The sequence below is a fragment of the Acinetobacter gyllenbergii CIP 110306 = MTCC 11365 genome (genome assembly GCF_000413855.1).
Taxonomy (GTDB): Bacteria; Pseudomonadota; Gammaproteobacteria; order Pseudomonadales; family Moraxellaceae; genus Acinetobacter; species Acinetobacter gyllenbergii.
On record NZ_ATGG01000016.1, the window covers coordinates 134,112 to 151,090 of the forward strand.

General features: G+C 43.1%; 13 protein-coding genes. 4 read left to right on the forward strand and 9 right to left on the reverse strand.

Annotation, left to right across the window (positions count from 1 at the left end):
- Nucleotides 1-10: 10 nt before the first annotated feature.
- Both F957_RS09725 and F957_RS09720 read left to right on the forward strand, forming a co-directional pair.
- On the forward strand, nucleotides 11-2,002 hold the full coding sequence (locus F957_RS09725; protein ID WP_016541039.1) for an acetyl/propionyl/methylcrotonyl-CoA carboxylase subunit alpha: 1,992 nt from the start codon (nucleotides 11-13) through the stop codon (nucleotides 2,000-2,002).
- Nucleotides 1,999-2,901 carry a hydroxymethylglutaryl-CoA lyase gene (locus F957_RS09720; protein ID WP_016541038.1) on the forward strand — a complete coding sequence of 301 codons (903 nt, stop codon included), beginning with the start codon at nucleotides 1,999-2,001 and terminating at the stop codon, nucleotides 2,899-2,901. The genes F957_RS09725 and F957_RS09720 overlap by 4 nt, the downstream gene beginning before the upstream one ends.
- A gap of 232 nt (nucleotides 2,902-3,133) precedes the next feature.
- Here the strand turns inward: F957_RS09720 and F957_RS09715 are convergent, their stop codons facing one another.
- The gene (locus tag F957_RS09715; protein WP_032860687.1) at nucleotides 3,134-4,072 is read right to left on the reverse strand and encodes a LysR family transcriptional regulator; all 939 of its coding nucleotides are present in this window, start codon (nucleotides 4,070-4,072) and stop codon (nucleotides 3,134-3,136) included.
- A 202-nt stretch (nucleotides 4,073-4,274) separates the two neighbouring features.
- Between F957_RS09715 and F957_RS09710 the strand changes: the two genes are divergently transcribed.
- On the forward strand, nucleotides 4,275-7,748 hold the full coding sequence (locus tag F957_RS09710) for an indolepyruvate ferredoxin oxidoreductase family protein (protein WP_016541037.1): 3,474 nt from the start codon (nucleotides 4,275-4,277) through the stop codon (nucleotides 7,746-7,748).
- A gap of 119 nt (nucleotides 7,749-7,867) precedes the next feature.
- Here the strand turns inward: F957_RS09710 and F957_RS09705 are convergent, their stop codons facing one another.
- The 4 genes from F957_RS09705 to F957_RS09690 all read right to left on the reverse strand — a co-directional run bounded on the left by F957_RS09705 (nucleotide 7,868) and on the right by F957_RS09690 (nucleotide 12,260).
- A complete protein-coding gene (locus tag F957_RS09705; RefSeq protein ID WP_016541036.1) occupies nucleotides 7,868-8,791 on the reverse strand; it encodes a 2-hydroxyacid dehydrogenase in 924 nt (307 codons plus the stop codon).
- Nucleotides 8,788-9,543, reverse strand: coding sequence for a class II aldolase/adducin family protein (locus F957_RS09700; RefSeq protein ID WP_016541035.1), 756 nt, complete (start codon nucleotides 9,541-9,543; stop codon nucleotides 8,788-8,790). Before F957_RS09700 ends, F957_RS09705 begins: the two co-directional genes overlap by 4 nt.
- Before the next feature lie 82 nt (nucleotides 9,544-9,625).
- A complete protein-coding gene (paaG, locus tag F957_RS09695) occupies nucleotides 9,626-10,414 on the reverse strand; it encodes a 2-(1,2-epoxy-1,2-dihydrophenyl)acetyl-CoA isomerase PaaG (protein WP_016541034.1) in 789 nt (262 codons plus the stop codon).
- Between the two features lie 43 nt (nucleotides 10,415-10,457).
- Nucleotides 10,458-12,260, reverse strand: coding sequence for an acyl-CoA dehydrogenase C-terminal domain-containing protein (locus F957_RS09690; protein ID WP_016541033.1), 1,803 nt, complete (start codon nucleotides 12,258-12,260; stop codon nucleotides 10,458-10,460).
- 304 nt (nucleotides 12,261-12,564) lie between these two features.
- Here F957_RS09690 and F957_RS09685 point away from each other — a divergent pair, with 304 nt between their 5' ends.
- Complete coding sequence (locus F957_RS09685; RefSeq protein WP_141669887.1) at nucleotides 12,565-13,017, forward strand: PaaI family thioesterase; 453 nt, start codon at nucleotides 12,565-12,567, stop codon at nucleotides 13,015-13,017.
- Nucleotides 13,018-13,040: 23 nt separating this feature from the next.
- Here F957_RS09685 and F957_RS09680 read toward each other — a convergent pair whose 3' ends face one another.
- The 4 genes from F957_RS09680 to F957_RS09665 are packed head-to-tail and all read right to left on the reverse strand — an operon-like array spanning nucleotide 13,041 to nucleotide 16,953.
- Nucleotides 13,041-14,258, reverse strand: a complete 1,218-nt coding sequence (locus tag F957_RS09680; protein ID WP_016541031.1) for an MFS transporter — start codon at nucleotides 14,256-14,258, stop codon at nucleotides 13,041-13,043.
- A 17-nt stretch (nucleotides 14,259-14,275) separates the two neighbouring features.
- Nucleotides 14,276-15,592 carry an outer membrane trimeric porin-like protein DcaP gene (dcaP, locus tag F957_RS09675; RefSeq protein WP_016541030.1) on the reverse strand — a complete coding sequence of 439 codons (1,317 nt, stop codon included), beginning with the start codon at nucleotides 15,590-15,592 and terminating at the stop codon, nucleotides 14,276-14,278.
- A 39-nt stretch (nucleotides 15,593-15,631) separates the two neighbouring features.
- A complete protein-coding gene (locus F957_RS09670) occupies nucleotides 15,632-16,285 on the reverse strand; it encodes a 3-oxoacid CoA-transferase subunit B (RefSeq protein WP_005316634.1) in 654 nt (217 codons plus the stop codon).
- Complete coding sequence (locus F957_RS09665; RefSeq protein ID WP_016541029.1) at nucleotides 16,285-16,953, reverse strand: 3-oxoacid CoA-transferase subunit A; 669 nt, start codon at nucleotides 16,951-16,953, stop codon at nucleotides 16,285-16,287. The genes F957_RS09670 and F957_RS09665 overlap by 1 nt, the downstream gene beginning before the upstream one ends.
- Nucleotides 16,954-16,979 lie beyond the last annotated feature (26 nt).

The following is a 16,979-nucleotide window of genomic DNA, read 5'->3' on the forward strand; positions in this document are numbered from 1 at the left end:
GACGATCATCATGTTTGAAAAGATTTTAATTGCGAACCGTGGCGAGATTGCCTGCCGTGTGATTCGTACCGCAAAAAAACTTGGTATTGCAACGGTTGCGGTCTATTCAGATGCAGATGCCAATGCACAACATGTCAAAATGGCGGATGAAGCGATTTATATTGGGCAATCCCCTGCCACACAAAGTTATTTACAGGTAGATCGTATTATTCAGGCGGCGATTGATACAGGCAGCCAAGCAATTCACCCAGGTTATGGTTTCCTGTCTGAAAATGACCAGTTTGCACTCGCTTGCCAGCAACATAATATTTGCTTTATTGGCCCACCTGTCGATGCGATTTTAGCCATGGGTCTCAAAGCCACTTCCAAAGCCTTAATGGAAAAAGCAGGTGTGCCATTAACCCCCGGCTATCACGGTAGCAATCAAGAGGCCGAGTTTTTAAAACAGCAAGCCGATGCAATTGGCTATCCTGTGCTGATCAAAGCCAGTGCTGGCGGTGGTGGCAAAGGCATGAGCTTGGTTGAGCGTAGTGAAGATTTCTTGCAGTCCTTAGCCTCGTGTAAACGTGAAGCCAAATCCAGCTTTGGCAATGACGATGTGCTGATTGAACGCTATGTGATTCAACCACGCCATATTGAAGTACAAGTGTTTGGCGATACGCACGGGAACTATGTACATTTATTTGAACGTGATTGTTCGGTACAACGTCGTCATCAAAAAGTACTTGAAGAAGCTCCTGCACCGCAAATGCCAGCTGAAAAACTGGATGCCATGCGTCAGGCTGCGATTGATGCTGCCCGTGCAGTGGATTACGTCGGTGCGGGTACAGTCGAGTTTATTGTGGAACAGGATGGTACCGCCTATTTCATGGAAATGAACACTCGCCTGCAAGTCGAACATCCTGTCACCGAAATGATTACCGGTGAAGATCTGGTGGAGTGGCAACTGCGTGTCGCTCATGGTGAACCGCTACCAAAACTGCAACATCAATTACAGATTCATGGTCATGCACTTGAAGCGCGTATTTATGCCGAAGAACCCGAAAAAGGCTTCTTACCTGCCATTGGCAAAATTGACTATTTACATTACCCAACGCAAAACCAGTTTGTGCGGGTCGACAGTGGCATTGTAGAAGGTGATGAAATCACCACCTATTACGATCCAATGATTGCCAAATTGATCGTTTGGGGTAAAAACCGTGAAGCAGCTTTGATCCAAATGCAACATGCACTCAGTCAATTCCACGTTGATGGTCTAGGGAACAACATTGCCTTTCTGCAAAAGATTGTTCGTTCTGATTCATTTAAACAGGCCAAACTGGATACCAATCTGATTCAGCGTGAACATGATTTCTTGTTCCATCCAGAGCAAATTAAGCCTGAGTTGGTGGTCAGCACCGTCTTTATCGAATTCCTGAGTAAACTCGACAACAATCGCGCTAGCCAAAAACAATTATGGCAAGCACAAGCGTTATGGCGTTTAAATATTGCGTTCCAGCAAAAAATTAAACTGAACTATTTAGACCAAAACATTCACATCAAGCTGAGTTCGGCTGAGCATGGTTTTAATGCTGAATATAACGGCGAAAGTTATCAGATTTCTGGACAATTGCTCGATGCACATACAGCAGTAATTCATCTGAATGGTACCCAACAGAAATTGTCTTTTAACCAGAGTCCGCAAGGCATCACCCTCTTCCATAACGGACAAAGCCATAAATTTGGCTATATTCACCAAAATTATCATCAGGACGATAGCCAAGCAGACCAAGGACACCTCAAAGCACCCATGCCAGGTGTGGTGACTCAGGTTCTGGTTGGTGCCAATCATAACGTGAAAAAAGACGATATTTTAATGACGCTTGAAGCCATGAAAATGGAATACACCATTCGCGCACCGCAAGATGGCGTAATTGTGGATGCCTATTTTCAAGTGGGTGATCAGGTCAAAGCTGGCGATGAACTGGTGGAATTTCAGCCTGTACAGGAGGAAGTTGCATGAGTGAATTTGTCAAAATCGTGGAGGTCGGCCCGCGTGATGGCCTGCAAAACGAAAAACAGACGTTAAGCGTCGAACAACGCCTAAACTTCATTCATGATCTGATCAATGCTGGACTAAAATCAATTGAAGTAGGTTCCTGTGTGTCAGCCAAATGGGTGCCGCAAATGGCGCAGAGTGATGAGCTATTTAAGCAATTACCCCAAACAACCGATGTGCAATTTAGTCTGCTCACACCAAACATCAAAGGTTTTGAAACTGCTCAAGCGGTAGGATGCAAAGAAGTTGCGGTGTTTACCGCAGCTTCTGAAAGCTTTACCCGTAAAAATATTAATTGCTCGATTGATGAAAGCTTTGAAAAGTTTGCCGATGTCATGCGTGCAGCCAAAGCACAAAATATTCGTGTCCGTGGATATGTCTCTTGTATCGTTGATTGTCCCTATGAAGGTGCGATTGCGCCTGAGCAAGTGGCGAATGTGGTGAAACGACTATATGACATGGGCTGCTATGAAGTCTCATTGGGCGAAACCATTGGGACCGCCACACCAGATCGTGTCGCAAAAGTCTGGCAAGCTTGTCTGGCTGAACTCGACAGCCAAGTTTTGGCAGGACATTTTCATAATACTTATGGCATGGCGATTGCCAATATTTATCAGTCCTTACAACAAGGCATTCGTGTGTTTGATTCTTCACTGGCTGGGCTGGGTGGTTGCCCTTATGCCAAAGGTGCTTCAGGCAATGTCGCCACCGAAGATCTGTTCTATTTACTCTCGCATATGGGCTTTGAAACAGGTATTGATTTAGAAAAGCTGATGCAAGCCAGCCAGAATATTAGTCATGTACTCAACCGAAAAAGCTTATCGAATTATGCCAATGCCTATTGGCAGACAAAATGTGCTTAGCAATATATAGATTAGTATTTTCTCATCAACTAGCAACACGCTTAATCAATTAAGCTTGCTCAGCTCATCAGGTCGCAGCTTTATCTCGTTCTATTTAGGAATTGAGATTAAACTCCTCATGCGATTGATTTAAAAATATATTATTCATCTCTGTAGAAAATGCCTCTTTATAAAGAAGCATTTTTTTAATTTTAATCCTTATTATTCTTTTTCTAACGCTCTCTCAAATTACTTATAAAAAATAATCCGTATCTTGCTGTATTTTTGGTGAAATATGCTGCTCGACCCACTCCAGCCATGCCCGTGTTTTTGCATCTACAAAATGACGAGATGGCAATAAGGTATACACCCCGATATCAGGTGATCGCCAAGCAGGTAAAATACGACGGAGTCGCCCTGCCCGAATCGCATCAATGGATGAAAAGGTTGGCAATAAAGCAATCCCCATATCCTGCTGTACCACATCCAGCAGCAATTCAGGTGTATCCGCAATTAACGGCCCAGTGATATCAATCTGATAAGAACAGCTGTTTTCACTGACCAAATGCCATTGTGGGGTAATTGACGGATTGACCAAACGTAAACAGGCATGCTTTTGCAAATCATCCAAGGATTGAGGTTCACCATACTTTTCCAGATAAGCAGGTGATGCACATAACACCGAAAAGATGGTACCAATTCGACGCGCGACAAATCTTGAATCAGCTAATGACTCGGTGAGATACAAACTGACATCAATCCCTTTGCCTAATAGATCAGGTACATTTTGCGAAGTGCGATATTCAACGGTCAGTTCAGGATAACTTTGACAAAATTCCGCCATCATCGGTGCTAAATAATGATGCCCAAAACTGGCCATACTCAGTACACGTAACCGCCCTTGTGGTCTGGCGGCCATGCCCATGGCTTGGGCTTCAGATTCCTCCACCATTGCCAATACCTGACGGCACTGTTCGGCATAGTTTGCACCAATTTCGGTCAAGGCATGCTGGCGGGTCGAGCGTTGTAGGAGTTTTGTACCTAAACGCCCTTCTAATTCACTAATTAATCGAGAAACCTGCGCTGTTGTGAGATCCATCTGCTCCGCGGCAGCCGTAAAACTCCCGCTATCAATCACTTTCAGGAAGGCATGCATGGCATGTAGCAATCCACCATCAAGATTTTTGCGCATAACGTAAATATCTTTTTCTAAATTACGCATTGTTGCACCAGTCTGGATCAACCACAATGACAAATATGTACATTGATTGAGCAGCTTTTTTTAATTACGCAGCCACTTAATCTTTTGCTTCAGATGTACTTACTCCAAATATTCAACCGGATGTTGAAAAAAGAAAGTAGTCAAAACTACACACAATTCTAAGGAGACATAAATGAATATAGCGACAAAAGTTACTCCAAAAATGATCGCTACCAAAGATGTATCACTGGATGATAAATATATCAGTGATCACGGTTCAGCCTATATGACAGGCATACAAGCACTGGTTCGGTTACCTCTGGCACAGACTCGCCGTGATGAATTGAACGGCTTACACACTGCCGGCTTCATTTCAGGTTATCGCGGTTCACCTGTCGGGAATTATGATAATTTCCTTTGGCAAATTGGAGGCTTACTTAAAGATCACCATGTCGTCTTTCAACCCGGTATCAATGAAGACCTCGCGGCGACTGCCATTTGGGGCACACAACAAGCCAACCTCGCAGGTCAGGGCAAATATGATGGTGTTACTGCATGGTGGTATGGCAAAGGCCCAGGTGTAGACCGTTCAGGCGATGTACTTCGCCATGCCAACCTCGCAGGAACCGCCGAACATAGTGGCGTGGTTGCCCTGTTTGGGGATGATCATTCCTGTAAATCGTCGACCGTTCCTCATCAATCCGAACATGTGATGATGGGATGTGGTATTCCAATTTTCTATCCAACTTCGGTGCAACATATTCTCGATTTGGGCGTCCACGCGGTGGCCATGTCACGTTTTGCTGGGGTCTGGACCTCAATGAAACTGGTCAGTGAAATTGTTGAAACCTCGGCTTCGGTCATTGTCGACCTCGATCGTGTCACCCCTGTTTTACCTGAAATCGAGCTGCCTGCCGACGGCATCCATATTCGCTGGCCAGATCATGGCATCCAACAAGAACAACGGCTTTATCAATATCGCTTACCCGCGGTATTGGATTATGCGCGCGCCAATCAACTCAATCAGATCACATGGCCATGTGAGCATGCCCGTATCGGCATTGCTGCCAGTGGTAAGGGTTATCTCGATACCATTGAAGCCTTGCGCATCCTCGGCATTGAAAATGAAACCGCGCAACAACTGGGATTACGGGTTTATCAGGTTGCACTGATTTGGCCATTAGAACCCCAAGGTCTGCGTCAGTTTGCCGAAGGTTTACAAGAACTGATTGTAGTCGAAGAAAAACGTCCGATTCTGGAAGTACAAATTAAAGACGAATTGTATTCCCTACCTGATGAACAGCGTCCGCATGTGATTGGCAAAGCACCTCATGGTAAAGGTGAATGGAGTACCTCATTTGAGGAAGCACCGCTAATTGGTCATTACGAGTTCCAACCAGAGCCGATTGCCAAAATGTTGGCAGCACGGTTTTTAAAATTAGATTTGCCTGAAAGTTTAAGACAGCAAATCCAGAGTCGTGTCGATTTACTGCATAAAGCTGAGCAAGAATCACGCCGTGTACTAGATTTGGCCGAGCGTAAACCCTATTTCTGCAGCGGTTGTCCACATAATACCTCGACAGTCGTACCAGAAGGTAGCCGTGCACTGGGTGGCATCGGTTGTCACTATATTGCGGTGTCACTAGATCGCGGCACTGAAACCTTTTCGCAAATGGGTGGCGAAGGTGTCAGTTGGGCGGGTGCATCACATTTCACCAATGAAAAGCATATTTTTGCCAATCTCGGTGATGGTACCTACTTCCATTCAGGCTATCTCGCGATTCGACAAGCCATCGCTGCAAACATTAATATTACTTATAAAATTCTCTATAACGATGCGGTTGCCATGACGGGCGGTCAGCATGTTGATGGACATCTCAGTGTCGCGCAATTGACTCGCCAGCTCGATGCAGAAGGTATTAAAAAACAAGTCATTGTCACGGATGAACCTGAGCTGATCCATGCTGAAGAGCACCTTGCGCCACATGTCGAAATCCGCCATCGCAATGATCTTGATGCAGTACAACGTGAGTTACGTGATATTTCGGGGGTCACCGCTTTAATCTATGTGCAAACCTGCGCCAGTGAAAAGCGTCGTCGCCGTAAACGTGATGCTTACCCAGACCCAGCTGAACGCCTTTATATCAATAGTGACATTTGTGAAGGCTGCGGTGATTGTTCTAAAAAATCCAATTGCTTGTCGATTGAACCTGTCGAAACCACTTTAGGCACCAAACGTCAGATTAATCAAAGCAGCTGTAATAAAGATTTCACCTGTGTAGAAGGTTTCTGCCCAAGCTTTGTGACCGTGCATACACGAGATATGAAACGCCCCGCCAAGTTTGAAGGTTTTGCGACAGGTTGGCCTGAACGCCCCATCATTCCTCAACTTGTTGATACGCCGAATCGTATTATGGTCGGTGGTGTTGGCGGTACAGGTGTGGTCACCGTTGGAGCTTTACTGGGTATGGCAGCCCATCTGGAAGGCAAAGCCACCCGTGTCATGGACATGGCTGGGCTGGCGCAAAAAGGCGGTACGGTGTATTCCTATATCCAAATTGCCGCAGATGATGCGCAAATATCATCGACTAAAATTCCAGAACATCAATGTGATCTATTGATTGGTGCAGATGCTATTGTCGCAGGCAGTAATGCCGCGCTATCCCGTTTAAAACAAGATGCGATGGTAATCGTCAATGAAGATGGTTCACCGACCTCTGACTTTATTAACAAACGTGACTGGTATGCACCGATTAACGATTTAATTGATCGTCTGCGTGGCCGTGTCCACAAAGAAAATCTGCTCTCCTTACCTGCTGCACGAATCGCAACACAAGTTTTAGGCGATGCGATCTATGCCAATCAACTGCTCTTGGGGATAGCTTGGCAATCAGGACAAATTCCTCTGTTACGTGAAAGTATTGAAAAAGCCATCCAACTGAATGGCACGGCGATTGACAAAAATCTTGAAGCCTTCCGTATTGGTTGCCATCTCGCCAGCGATCCAGACTTAGTCACTGCTTTACTCGCCAGCCTGCCAAGAACCAATGCGCCACAAACACTCACAGAACTCATCAACGATCGCACGATACGTCTGCAAGACTATTGGAATGAGGCTTATGCAGATCGCTACAGAATGCTGTTAGAAGAAGTGGCTAAATTGCTTCCTGAAGCATTGGCAAGCACCATCGCAACCCAACTGTATCGTGTCATGGCCTATAAAGATGAATACGAGGTTGCCCGCTTGTTAACAGGTGCAAGCTTTAAAAAATCAATCGAATCACAATTCGGAAGTGGTGTCCGTCTTTCCTATCATCTTGCACCACCGACCTTGGGTACCGATCAAAATATCCGTAAACGTATCTTTGGCTATTGGATGCGCTTTCCAATGATGTTGCTGGCACGTTTACAATGGCTGCGCGAAAGCTTCTTTGATCCATTTACTCGTCAGCAAGAGCGCCAACATGAACAGGCATGGCGAGAACGTTATATCGCCTTTGTTGAAACCCTGATTTCATCACCAAACAGCTATAATCTAGTTGTTGCAGAACAGATTGCCGAACTACCTGCTGAAGTGCGTGGCTTTGGGCATATCAAGATGCAGGCTATGCAAGTCGCAAACCAACGCTGGGATGAGCTATCAAAAGAACTCAGCAATAAAGGCTAATGCCTTAAAATAAATCACTGACTGGGCATGTCAAATAACAAATGATAGGCTCCGTCAGTCGATTCACAATTAAAAGTTGGTAGGACTGACTGATGATTTGAACTGAGAATATTTATCCATTAATACCCCTTCAAAGTGTCCACCTGATTTAATAATGCTTGCCCTTGAATAACACGCTGATCATTTTCTAAAATTTGATTCACCACAACCGACCAAGGTGCATGTGAAGCAACATGTGGCGTGATCACCACTTTTTCATGTTGCCAAAGTGGATGATTTTCAACTAAGGGTTCTTTTGCAAAGACATCCAAAATTGCACCACGTAAACGTCCAGAATCCAGATAATTTAATAAATCCTGCTCAACCAGATGCTGACCACGACCACAATTGATGATACAGGCCTGTTCAGGAAGCAAATCAAATAAATATTTTGATAAAATACCCTGATTATTTTCCGTAAGTGGTAATAAATTAATCAGAATTTCAGCCTGTCCCAAGAACGTGTCAAAATCTTCATCACCTGCATAACAGCTCACATGTGCAATATTTTTCGGGCTACGAGACCAACCAGACACTTGATAACCGAGCGCAGCAAATTGCTTGGCCATATATCCGCCCATTTGCCCCAAGCCCATAATTCCAATTTTCAATTCAGCATGTTCTCGTTGTGGATACTGCCGCCATTGTTGTTGTTTCTTCTGTCTAAAAGCCTGATCAAAAAATCGTTGATAATATAAAATGCCCCACTGCAAATAATCGAACATACCTTTTTGATGTAACTGATCGACCACCCGACAGACTTTATACTGCGTGCCAATTCGCTGCAGATTCAGATGCTCAACACCAGCAGCCATTGAATGAATCAGTTTTAATTCAGGCAATTTTTCTAAATGATCCAGATTCGGAAACCACGAAACTGCTGTGGTCGCAGATTGAGCCTGTTCACTGTCCGCTAAACAATAGGAATCATGAGGTGCGTATTGCCGAAATGCATCTTCAAGCCATTTTTGAACTTTGGGTACAGTCGTGGCAATCACAATCATGTGCAGTATTCCTCACGTTGCAGTTCAATTAAAGACAAGGCTGCATTCCAGGCATTTAGAATAATTTTTTCAACACCTGCGGATTCGAATTGCTGGGTGGTATGTTCACACACCGCTTCTAAGGGAAAATGGAGTTCTGTTCCCCCTGCCAGTGCCTTGATTTGTGCCTGACATGCACGCTCTAGAAAGTAAATTTCATGAAATGCACGCTGCACACTATCGCCAGTTGCCAACAATCCATGATTTCTTAAAATCATCACACGATTGTCTCCTAAATCATCGACCAATCGCGCTCTTTCTTCCGTCAGTAAAGCAACTCCTTCATACTCGTGATAACTGACTTTTTTATAAAATTTCAGTGCGTGTTGCGAGATGGGTAACAAGCCATGCTTCTGTGCTGAAACTGCAATTCCATCTGCGGTATGGGTATGGATTACACAGTGAATATCTTCACGCGCTGTATGCAAGGCTGAATGAATGACAAAACCAGCCACATTCACCGTTTTACCAGCATCATAATGTTCTACGATATTGCCTTCATTATCTATTTTAACCAAATCAGAGGCTTTCATTCTTTCAAATGGAATACCATAATGATTAATCAGAAAATGCCCTTTCTCATCTGCTACACGTAGGCTGATATGGGTATCAATAAGATCTGTCATACGATAATAGGCAATCAATCGATATAGAGCAGCTAACTGACAACGTGCTTCCCATTCGGTTGTCGAAACCATTTCTTTTAGACTCATGTTATCTCCTTATTTAAGTGCTTACGATATCAAGTACTATTTTTCATTTTTTGGATGTAAATGTCATGCACAGTCAATGTATCTAGCTAAAGTCAGGTTTCCTCTTTTGCATAAATGCTGCCACACCCTCTTTATAGTTATCTGATTGTCCTGCAATACGTTGAAATTCACGCTCCAGCTGCAATTGCTCAGCAAGGGTGTTGTGTGTAGCACGGTTTAAAGCTTGTTTAATCAATGCAATCGAACTACTGGGTTGCTCCGCTAACTGTTCAGCCAATGCGGTGACATTTGCATCGAAAAGCTCATCTTCATAAACCTCCCAGATCAACCCCCAAATCAAGGCTTTCTGGGCAGAAAGCTTGTCTCCCAACATGGTCAGCCCTTTTGCTCGCGCCAAACCGATCAACTGCGGTAAATTCCATGTGCCGCCTGCATCAGGAATTAAACCGACTTTGCAAAAAGACTGTATGAATGAAGCAGACTGTTTGGCCACCACCAGATCACAGGTCAAAGCCAGATTGGCACCTGCACCAGCAGCTACACCATTCACTGCAGCGATTACAGGTTTGGTCATGTCTGTAATTTTAAGCACTAGAGGATTATAGAATTTTTCTAAAGCAGCTCCTGCATCATAATCTGGGGCAGCAATGACAGTATGACTTCTTGATCTTAAATCCTGTCCAGCACAAAAACCTTTACCTGCGCCAGAGATCACAATCACTTTTATTTCCCTCGAAACTGCCCAAAGGTCTAAAACTGCTGCAATTTCACAGTGCATGTGTTCATTGAAACTATTCAGTACTTCTGGGCGATTAAGCGTTAAATAACCAACACGGTTGTGTTGACGAATCAAAATATGTTCAAAATCCATTTGTCACTACTCTCTGAAAAAATTTACAACCCGTGGATCGGACTCAGAATGAAAAAGCGTCCTCATCAAGTTCCATCACGGACTCTGCTCCAGACGCAATAGAAGCTGCATGTGCTTGTGTACGATGTAATAGCTTCTGAAAGAAGAACTTCGCTGTACTGAGTTTAGCCTGATAGAATTTTTGCTCTTGCGTGCCTTCGTCCAGTTTTTCATGGGCAACTTGTGCCATACGTGCCCAGAGGTAAGCGAATACCACATAGCTGGAAAAATAGAGATAATCGACTGAAGCAGCACCAATTTCTTCAGGATTTTGCTTGGCTTTCTCTGCAATCGTCTTAGTCAGTGTCAACCACTGTTGTTTAAGCTCAGCTAATCTTTCTAAATAAGGTTTCAAGACTTCATTGGATTGCTGTTCACTAACAAACTGCTCAATTAAATCCGTCATGTTTTTTAACAGTTTTCCTTCAGACTTCAGTACTTTTCGCGCCAGTAAATCTAAAGACTGGATTTCAGTGGTACCTTCATACAAGGTGGATATTCTTGCATCGCGTACAATTTGCTCCATTCCATGCTCAACAATAAAGCCATGACCGCCAAATACTTGAACACCATGCTTGGCAGACTCATTGCCTGATTCTGTTAAAAATGCTTTGGCTATCGGAGTTAAAAAGGCCAGTAATTCATCCGACATTTTGCGTTGCTCGGGATCATCTGAAGTTTCAACAATATCGACATGCTGAGCTAGAAAATAGGCCAAGGCACGCCCACCCTCTGAAAATGCTTTTTGCGTCATTAACATGGCGCGTACAGCAGGATGAACAATAATGGGGTCCGCATTTTTATCAGGGCACTTTGCTCCAGTTAAAGAGCGCATCGCCAAGCGATCTTTGGCATAAGCTAAAGCTCCTTGAAATGAAATCTCAGAGGCAGCCAGACCTTGTACAGCAGTGCCAATCCGGGCGGTATTCATAAAGGTGAACATACAATTGAGCCCACGGTTTTCAGGACCAATTAGATAACCTTTTGCAGCATCAAAATTTAAAACACAGGTTGCGTTACCATGAATCCCCATCTTATGTTCAATCGCACTACACAGCACATTGTTTCGATCTTGCACATTGCCCTGAGTATCGACATTAAATTTCGGCACAATAAACAGAGAAATCCCTTTAGTGCCTGTCGGCGCATCTGGTAAACGAGCCAACACAATGTGGATAATATTTTCTGAAAGATCATGTTCCCCTGCGGAAATAAAAATCTTTTCTCCTGTGATGGCATAACTTCCATCTGAATTCAGCTCAGCCTTAGTACGAATCAAACCTAAGTCTGAACCTGCATGAGATTCCGTTAAACACATGGTTCCTGTCCAAACACCACGGATCAGCTTGCTTAAAAATACCTGTTTTTGCTGTTCAGTGCCGTGATGCTCAATGGTTCGCATCGCACCGTGCGATAGACCAGGATACATTGCCCATGCCCAATTAGAACCACATAACATCTCAGAAATGGCAATTCGCAATAAGGTCGGTAAGCCTTGCCCACCATGTTCCGGATCGGCAGTGAGAGAGGTAAATCCAAGCTCCACATATTTATCATAAGCTTCTTTAAACCCCTTCGGGGTGGTCACAATACCTTGATCTAAATGGCAACCTTCTTGATCACCATTTTGATTGATTGGAGCCAGTTCATTTTCACAAAAATCTGCTGCTGCTTCCAAATATTGATCTACTAGTTCACGACTGACGATATCCTGATATTTAGATAATTTTTGGTAGTTTTGTTCGGTTTGAAGCAATTCATGTAGTACAAATTGCATATCGCGTTGAGGAGCTTTGTATAAAGGCATGATTTTTTCCCTTGTCTTTCTTCCCTGAAGAGACAGCACTGCTCCTGAGGGAACTTTTATTTTTCCTAACCTCAAAAATATCAAATAAATTTCTTATTGCAAAATTTATTTTCATTTTAATAATGTTTATTTTGTGAAAAACACCAACAGACTTCTATCACAAAACATAATTTATTGTATATTAACAGCTATTTTAATTAATCATGATTGATAGCAAAAATTAAAGAGAATTTAAAAATTCTGTTTTGCGAAATAATATTCCGTAAAAATTTAATTTATAGTATTGTGATGAGATTGCTTAAACATCCAAGGACGATTTATGGATAACCCGAAATATACTGGTCTTGAATTTTTAACGGCTTTAAAAAATGGTGAGGTGTCTCCTTCTCCTATGGCCCACACGCTACCTATGGAACTCATTGAGGTTTCAAAAGGAAAAGCAACCTATAAAGTTACTCCTGGACAGGAACATCGAAATATACAAGGCGGTGTACATGGCGGTTTTTGTGCAACAGCTCTGGATACCGTTACAGGGAGTGCAGCGCATACCTTACTGGAACATGGGGTTGGTTATGGCACCATCGACCTAAATGTAAAAATGATTCGCCCCATGCAGATTGATACGTCTTACTATGCGACAGCCGAGTTAATTAATGCGGGCCGAAATATTATTAGTACCGAAGGTAAAATCGTAGATGAAAACGGTAAAGTGTATGCCTTTGCCTCGGCAACCTTAATGATCATTCGCAAAACATAGCAAGAGCAATATCAAACTCCTCTTTATAGTGCTTTTTTCTGCGCCTCTGCGTTATTCATTGCATGAAAATCTAGGCGATCAATCATAAAACTGATGATTGCCATCATTACTCCAAGTATCACACATGCCGTCCACCCCCAATGTTTCCAAGCATATACGGCAATAAAGGAACCTAGAGCCGCTCCGCCAAAATATAAGGTCATATAAATCGAATTAATACGAGAACGCGCTTCTGCCGAAATTCGATAGACTAGATTTTGATTTAAAACATGAAATGCCGACAAACCGAAATAAGCCATAACAACCCCAACAGCGTAAGCAACTAGAGACTGCTGTGCAAAAAATAGCGGTATCCATGCACTTATTAATAGCCCCATACAAATCATCGCAATTTTATTTTCAAGCCCTGCCGCAATTTTCTTACCTGCCCAAGGGGTCGCAAATACGCCAGCCAAACCAACAATTCCAAATAAACCAATCTGAAAATCGTTAAAGTGATAAGGCTCATTCGCCAAAATAAAAGTCATCGTGGTAAAAATCAGAGCCAAAATTCCAAAGCCAATTCCTCCGGCAAAACCACGGCGCAGTAAATGAGGCTGATGAGCTGCTAATGAAAATAATGAACCATAAATCTGTAGAATATTGAGTTGGTGAGACTTACGTGCAACTGGCAACTTCATCCACATCACCCAAGCAAACCCCAAAATGACAATTCCGCTAATCAAATAAACCGCGTGCCAAGACCAAATTGTAGAAAGTAAGCCTGCAATAGAACGTGCCAATAATATTCCCAAAAACAAACCACTCATGAGAGTGCCTACAACTTGAGGACTTTTTTGTGGGCTGGCTAAACCTGCGGCGAAAGGAACTAAAACTTGAGTTGCAATAGAAAAGAATGTCGCTAAAAAGGTAAAGCCATATAAAACTGGCAAGGTTTGACTCAAGGATAGCCCTACTTGTGCAAGGCCTGTACAGCACATAAGCAAGCAAATATAACTTCGCTTTTCAAAAAAGTCACCTAAGGGAACCAGAATAAAAAGGCCAACTGCATATGACAGTTGGCTAATTACAATGGTTAAAGCAACTTGATCGGCATTGACTTTTAATGCATCTGCTATTGAATAAATCAACGGCTGGTTATAATAGTTTGAACCCGCACAAATTCCACATGTCATCGCCATGATAAAAATAAAGCTTTTTGACAATATCGCGTCTGTATCGAGCCGAGCTATTTTATCCATGTTCCCTTGCCTTATTTTTAAAACTTATACATCGACACAAAGTTAAGGCGTGACACATCCGCCGTTCTGCCATCAAATACCTCACGTTTTCCTTGATGATATTCCATCCCAATATCAATTTGCTCGGCAGGTGAATAGAAGACATTGACGGCGTAATCGGTTAAGCGTTTATTGGCATCCTGATTCAGTTTGGCATATTCAGTGTTGTCATCATATTCAAATAGCGAAGCCGATACATTGGTACGCCATTGATCATTGAATTTATACGAATAACCGAGATTAAAACTGTTTAGCTTATTCATCATTAAATCGGTTTTATCCTGATCTAAAGAGAAATCCCCTGCTGCATTCAATGCCGTAGCATTCACCAACCCACTTTGCGTGGTATAAGGCATGAACTTTTGATCACCTACAATATATTGATAGTTCGCCTGAACAGATTGCTGTGGATCAAGTTGATATTTGAGTCCCGCACCCGCCCCCCAACTGACTTTCTTAACCGTCTCTTTTGCCACGTCCACAGATTTCTCATTCACAAAGCCTTGAGCCAATGCCATTAACGGTCCTTGCTTGACGGTATATCGCCCCGTCAATGTTGGAAAAGCTGATACACGTGAACCCGTATATTCAAATGCCACTTTCAAATCATGATTCTGATCAATTTTCCAGTCATAACGCACCTGAGGTGTGCGTGTATAAGATGTACCGATAAACTGGGTGTAATCGACCGATTCCGTTCGGGTTTCCATATTAGACATTAATGACCATGTTTGGCCAAAGGTCCAGTCTTTATAGGTAAAAAATGCATGGCGAATACGGAATTTACCATCACCAGTTCCCATATTGGAACTATCAAAGAAATCAGCCTCCACATTTCCTTTGATCGCCTTGTCTGGACTGTTGAAATAGACACCGAGTCGGCTGGCATTTATGCTTGCATCCGAACGGGAATGGTTTGAGCGTTGCGCGCTTTCAAATGGAGTTCGATAGATACTGCTTGTGGTTCTGCCGCCTGAATCTGGAGAAGACTTAAAATCAACTGCTGCATCTAGTCGGGCAATACCGTAAACCTTCACATTATCCGTCCAAGTGACCCATGAAGGAGCAACGGGCTTCTCTGTTACCGTTGCTTTAGTTTTTTCGATGTTCTCTTCGATCTTTACTTGTTTGACCTGTAAATTATTTTGAGTTTGTTTTTGAGCAGCAAGTTCTGCTTTTAATTTTTGCAGCTCGGTTTCTAGCAAATTAATTCTTTGTTCTGTGGTGTCAGAAGAATTTGCAAAAATAGTCCCTGAAGCCGCAGCGCAAGCTGCAGCTAAAATTAATTTTTTCATCTTTTAGTCCTTTAAGAAGCCTTTCCCGTGGGTGTAAGGCTAAACCACTGTCGCGTCAATCAATGGACAGGCTGTCAGCGCCTGTAATTCATCAAAACTTAAACCCGCTACCATTTCCGTGACATAGGCTTGTTGATCTTTGAGCTCAATAATGCATAAATCGGTATAAATACGATCTACGCACTGTTCCCCAGTTATTGGATATGTGAGTGCATCAACAATTTTTGCTTCACCTTTTTTAGTCACGTGTTCCATATAGACATAAATACTTTTTGCACCCACAGCCAGATCCATTGCACCACCGACAGCAGGTACATCATCGGGCTTACCTGTATGCCAGTTGGCTAAATCTCCATTGACAGCCACCTGAAAAGCGCCAATAACACAAATGTCCAAGTGCCCACCACGCATGATGTCAAAAGAATCACCATGATGCATAAAGCAGCCACCGTCCAGCAAAGTCACCAACTCCTTGCCTGCATTGACCAAATCTTCGTCTTCTTGGCCAGGTTTTGGAGGTGGTCCAAAAGCCAAAACACCATTTTCAGAATGCAGAAATATCTCTTTATCCTTAGGTAGATACTTGGCCACATTGGTCGGCAAGCCAATTCCTAAATTCACATAAGAACCTTCAGGAATATCTTGTGCAATCAACATGGCAATCTCTTCTCGAGAACGTTTTTGAACTGACATTAAATATCTCCTACTTTCACAACATGCTGCACAAAAATTCCAGGCGTAATAATGCATTCAGGATCAAGTGTTCCAATTTCAACGGTATCGTTGACCTGAACAATGGTTGTTTTTGCTGCTTTGGCCATAATCGGACCAAAGTTTCGTGCAGCCTTCCGATAGGTCAAATTTCCCCAGCGATCAGCTTTATCAGCATAAATCAGGGCAAAATCAGCATCAATCGGATATTCAAGTACATAGTTTTTACCGTTAATGGTGCGGGTTTCTTTGCCTTCAGCAATTTTGGTTCCATAACCTGTCGGGGTAAAAACTGCCCCTAAACCAGCGCCTGTGGCTTGAATGCGACAGGCTAGGTTGCCTTGCGGCACGAGTTCTAACTCAATTTTTCCTGCACGGTACAAGTCTTGAAATACAGTTGAGCCTGCCGACTTTGGAAATGAGCTAATCATTTTTTTCACACAACCTGCGATGATCAATTTTGTTAATCCCCGATCACCGGAAGCGGCATTGTTATTCACAATGGTCAGCTCTTTTTTCCCCAGATCAATTAAAGCTTCAATGAGCTCAGCAGGTTGGCCTGTGACCCCAAAGCCACTTGTCATGATAGTTGCACCATCTGGAATTGCTTTTAAAATCGGTTCAATATTCTGGGTGATTTTATTTATCATCTCACGTATCCCTTTTCATCATTCAA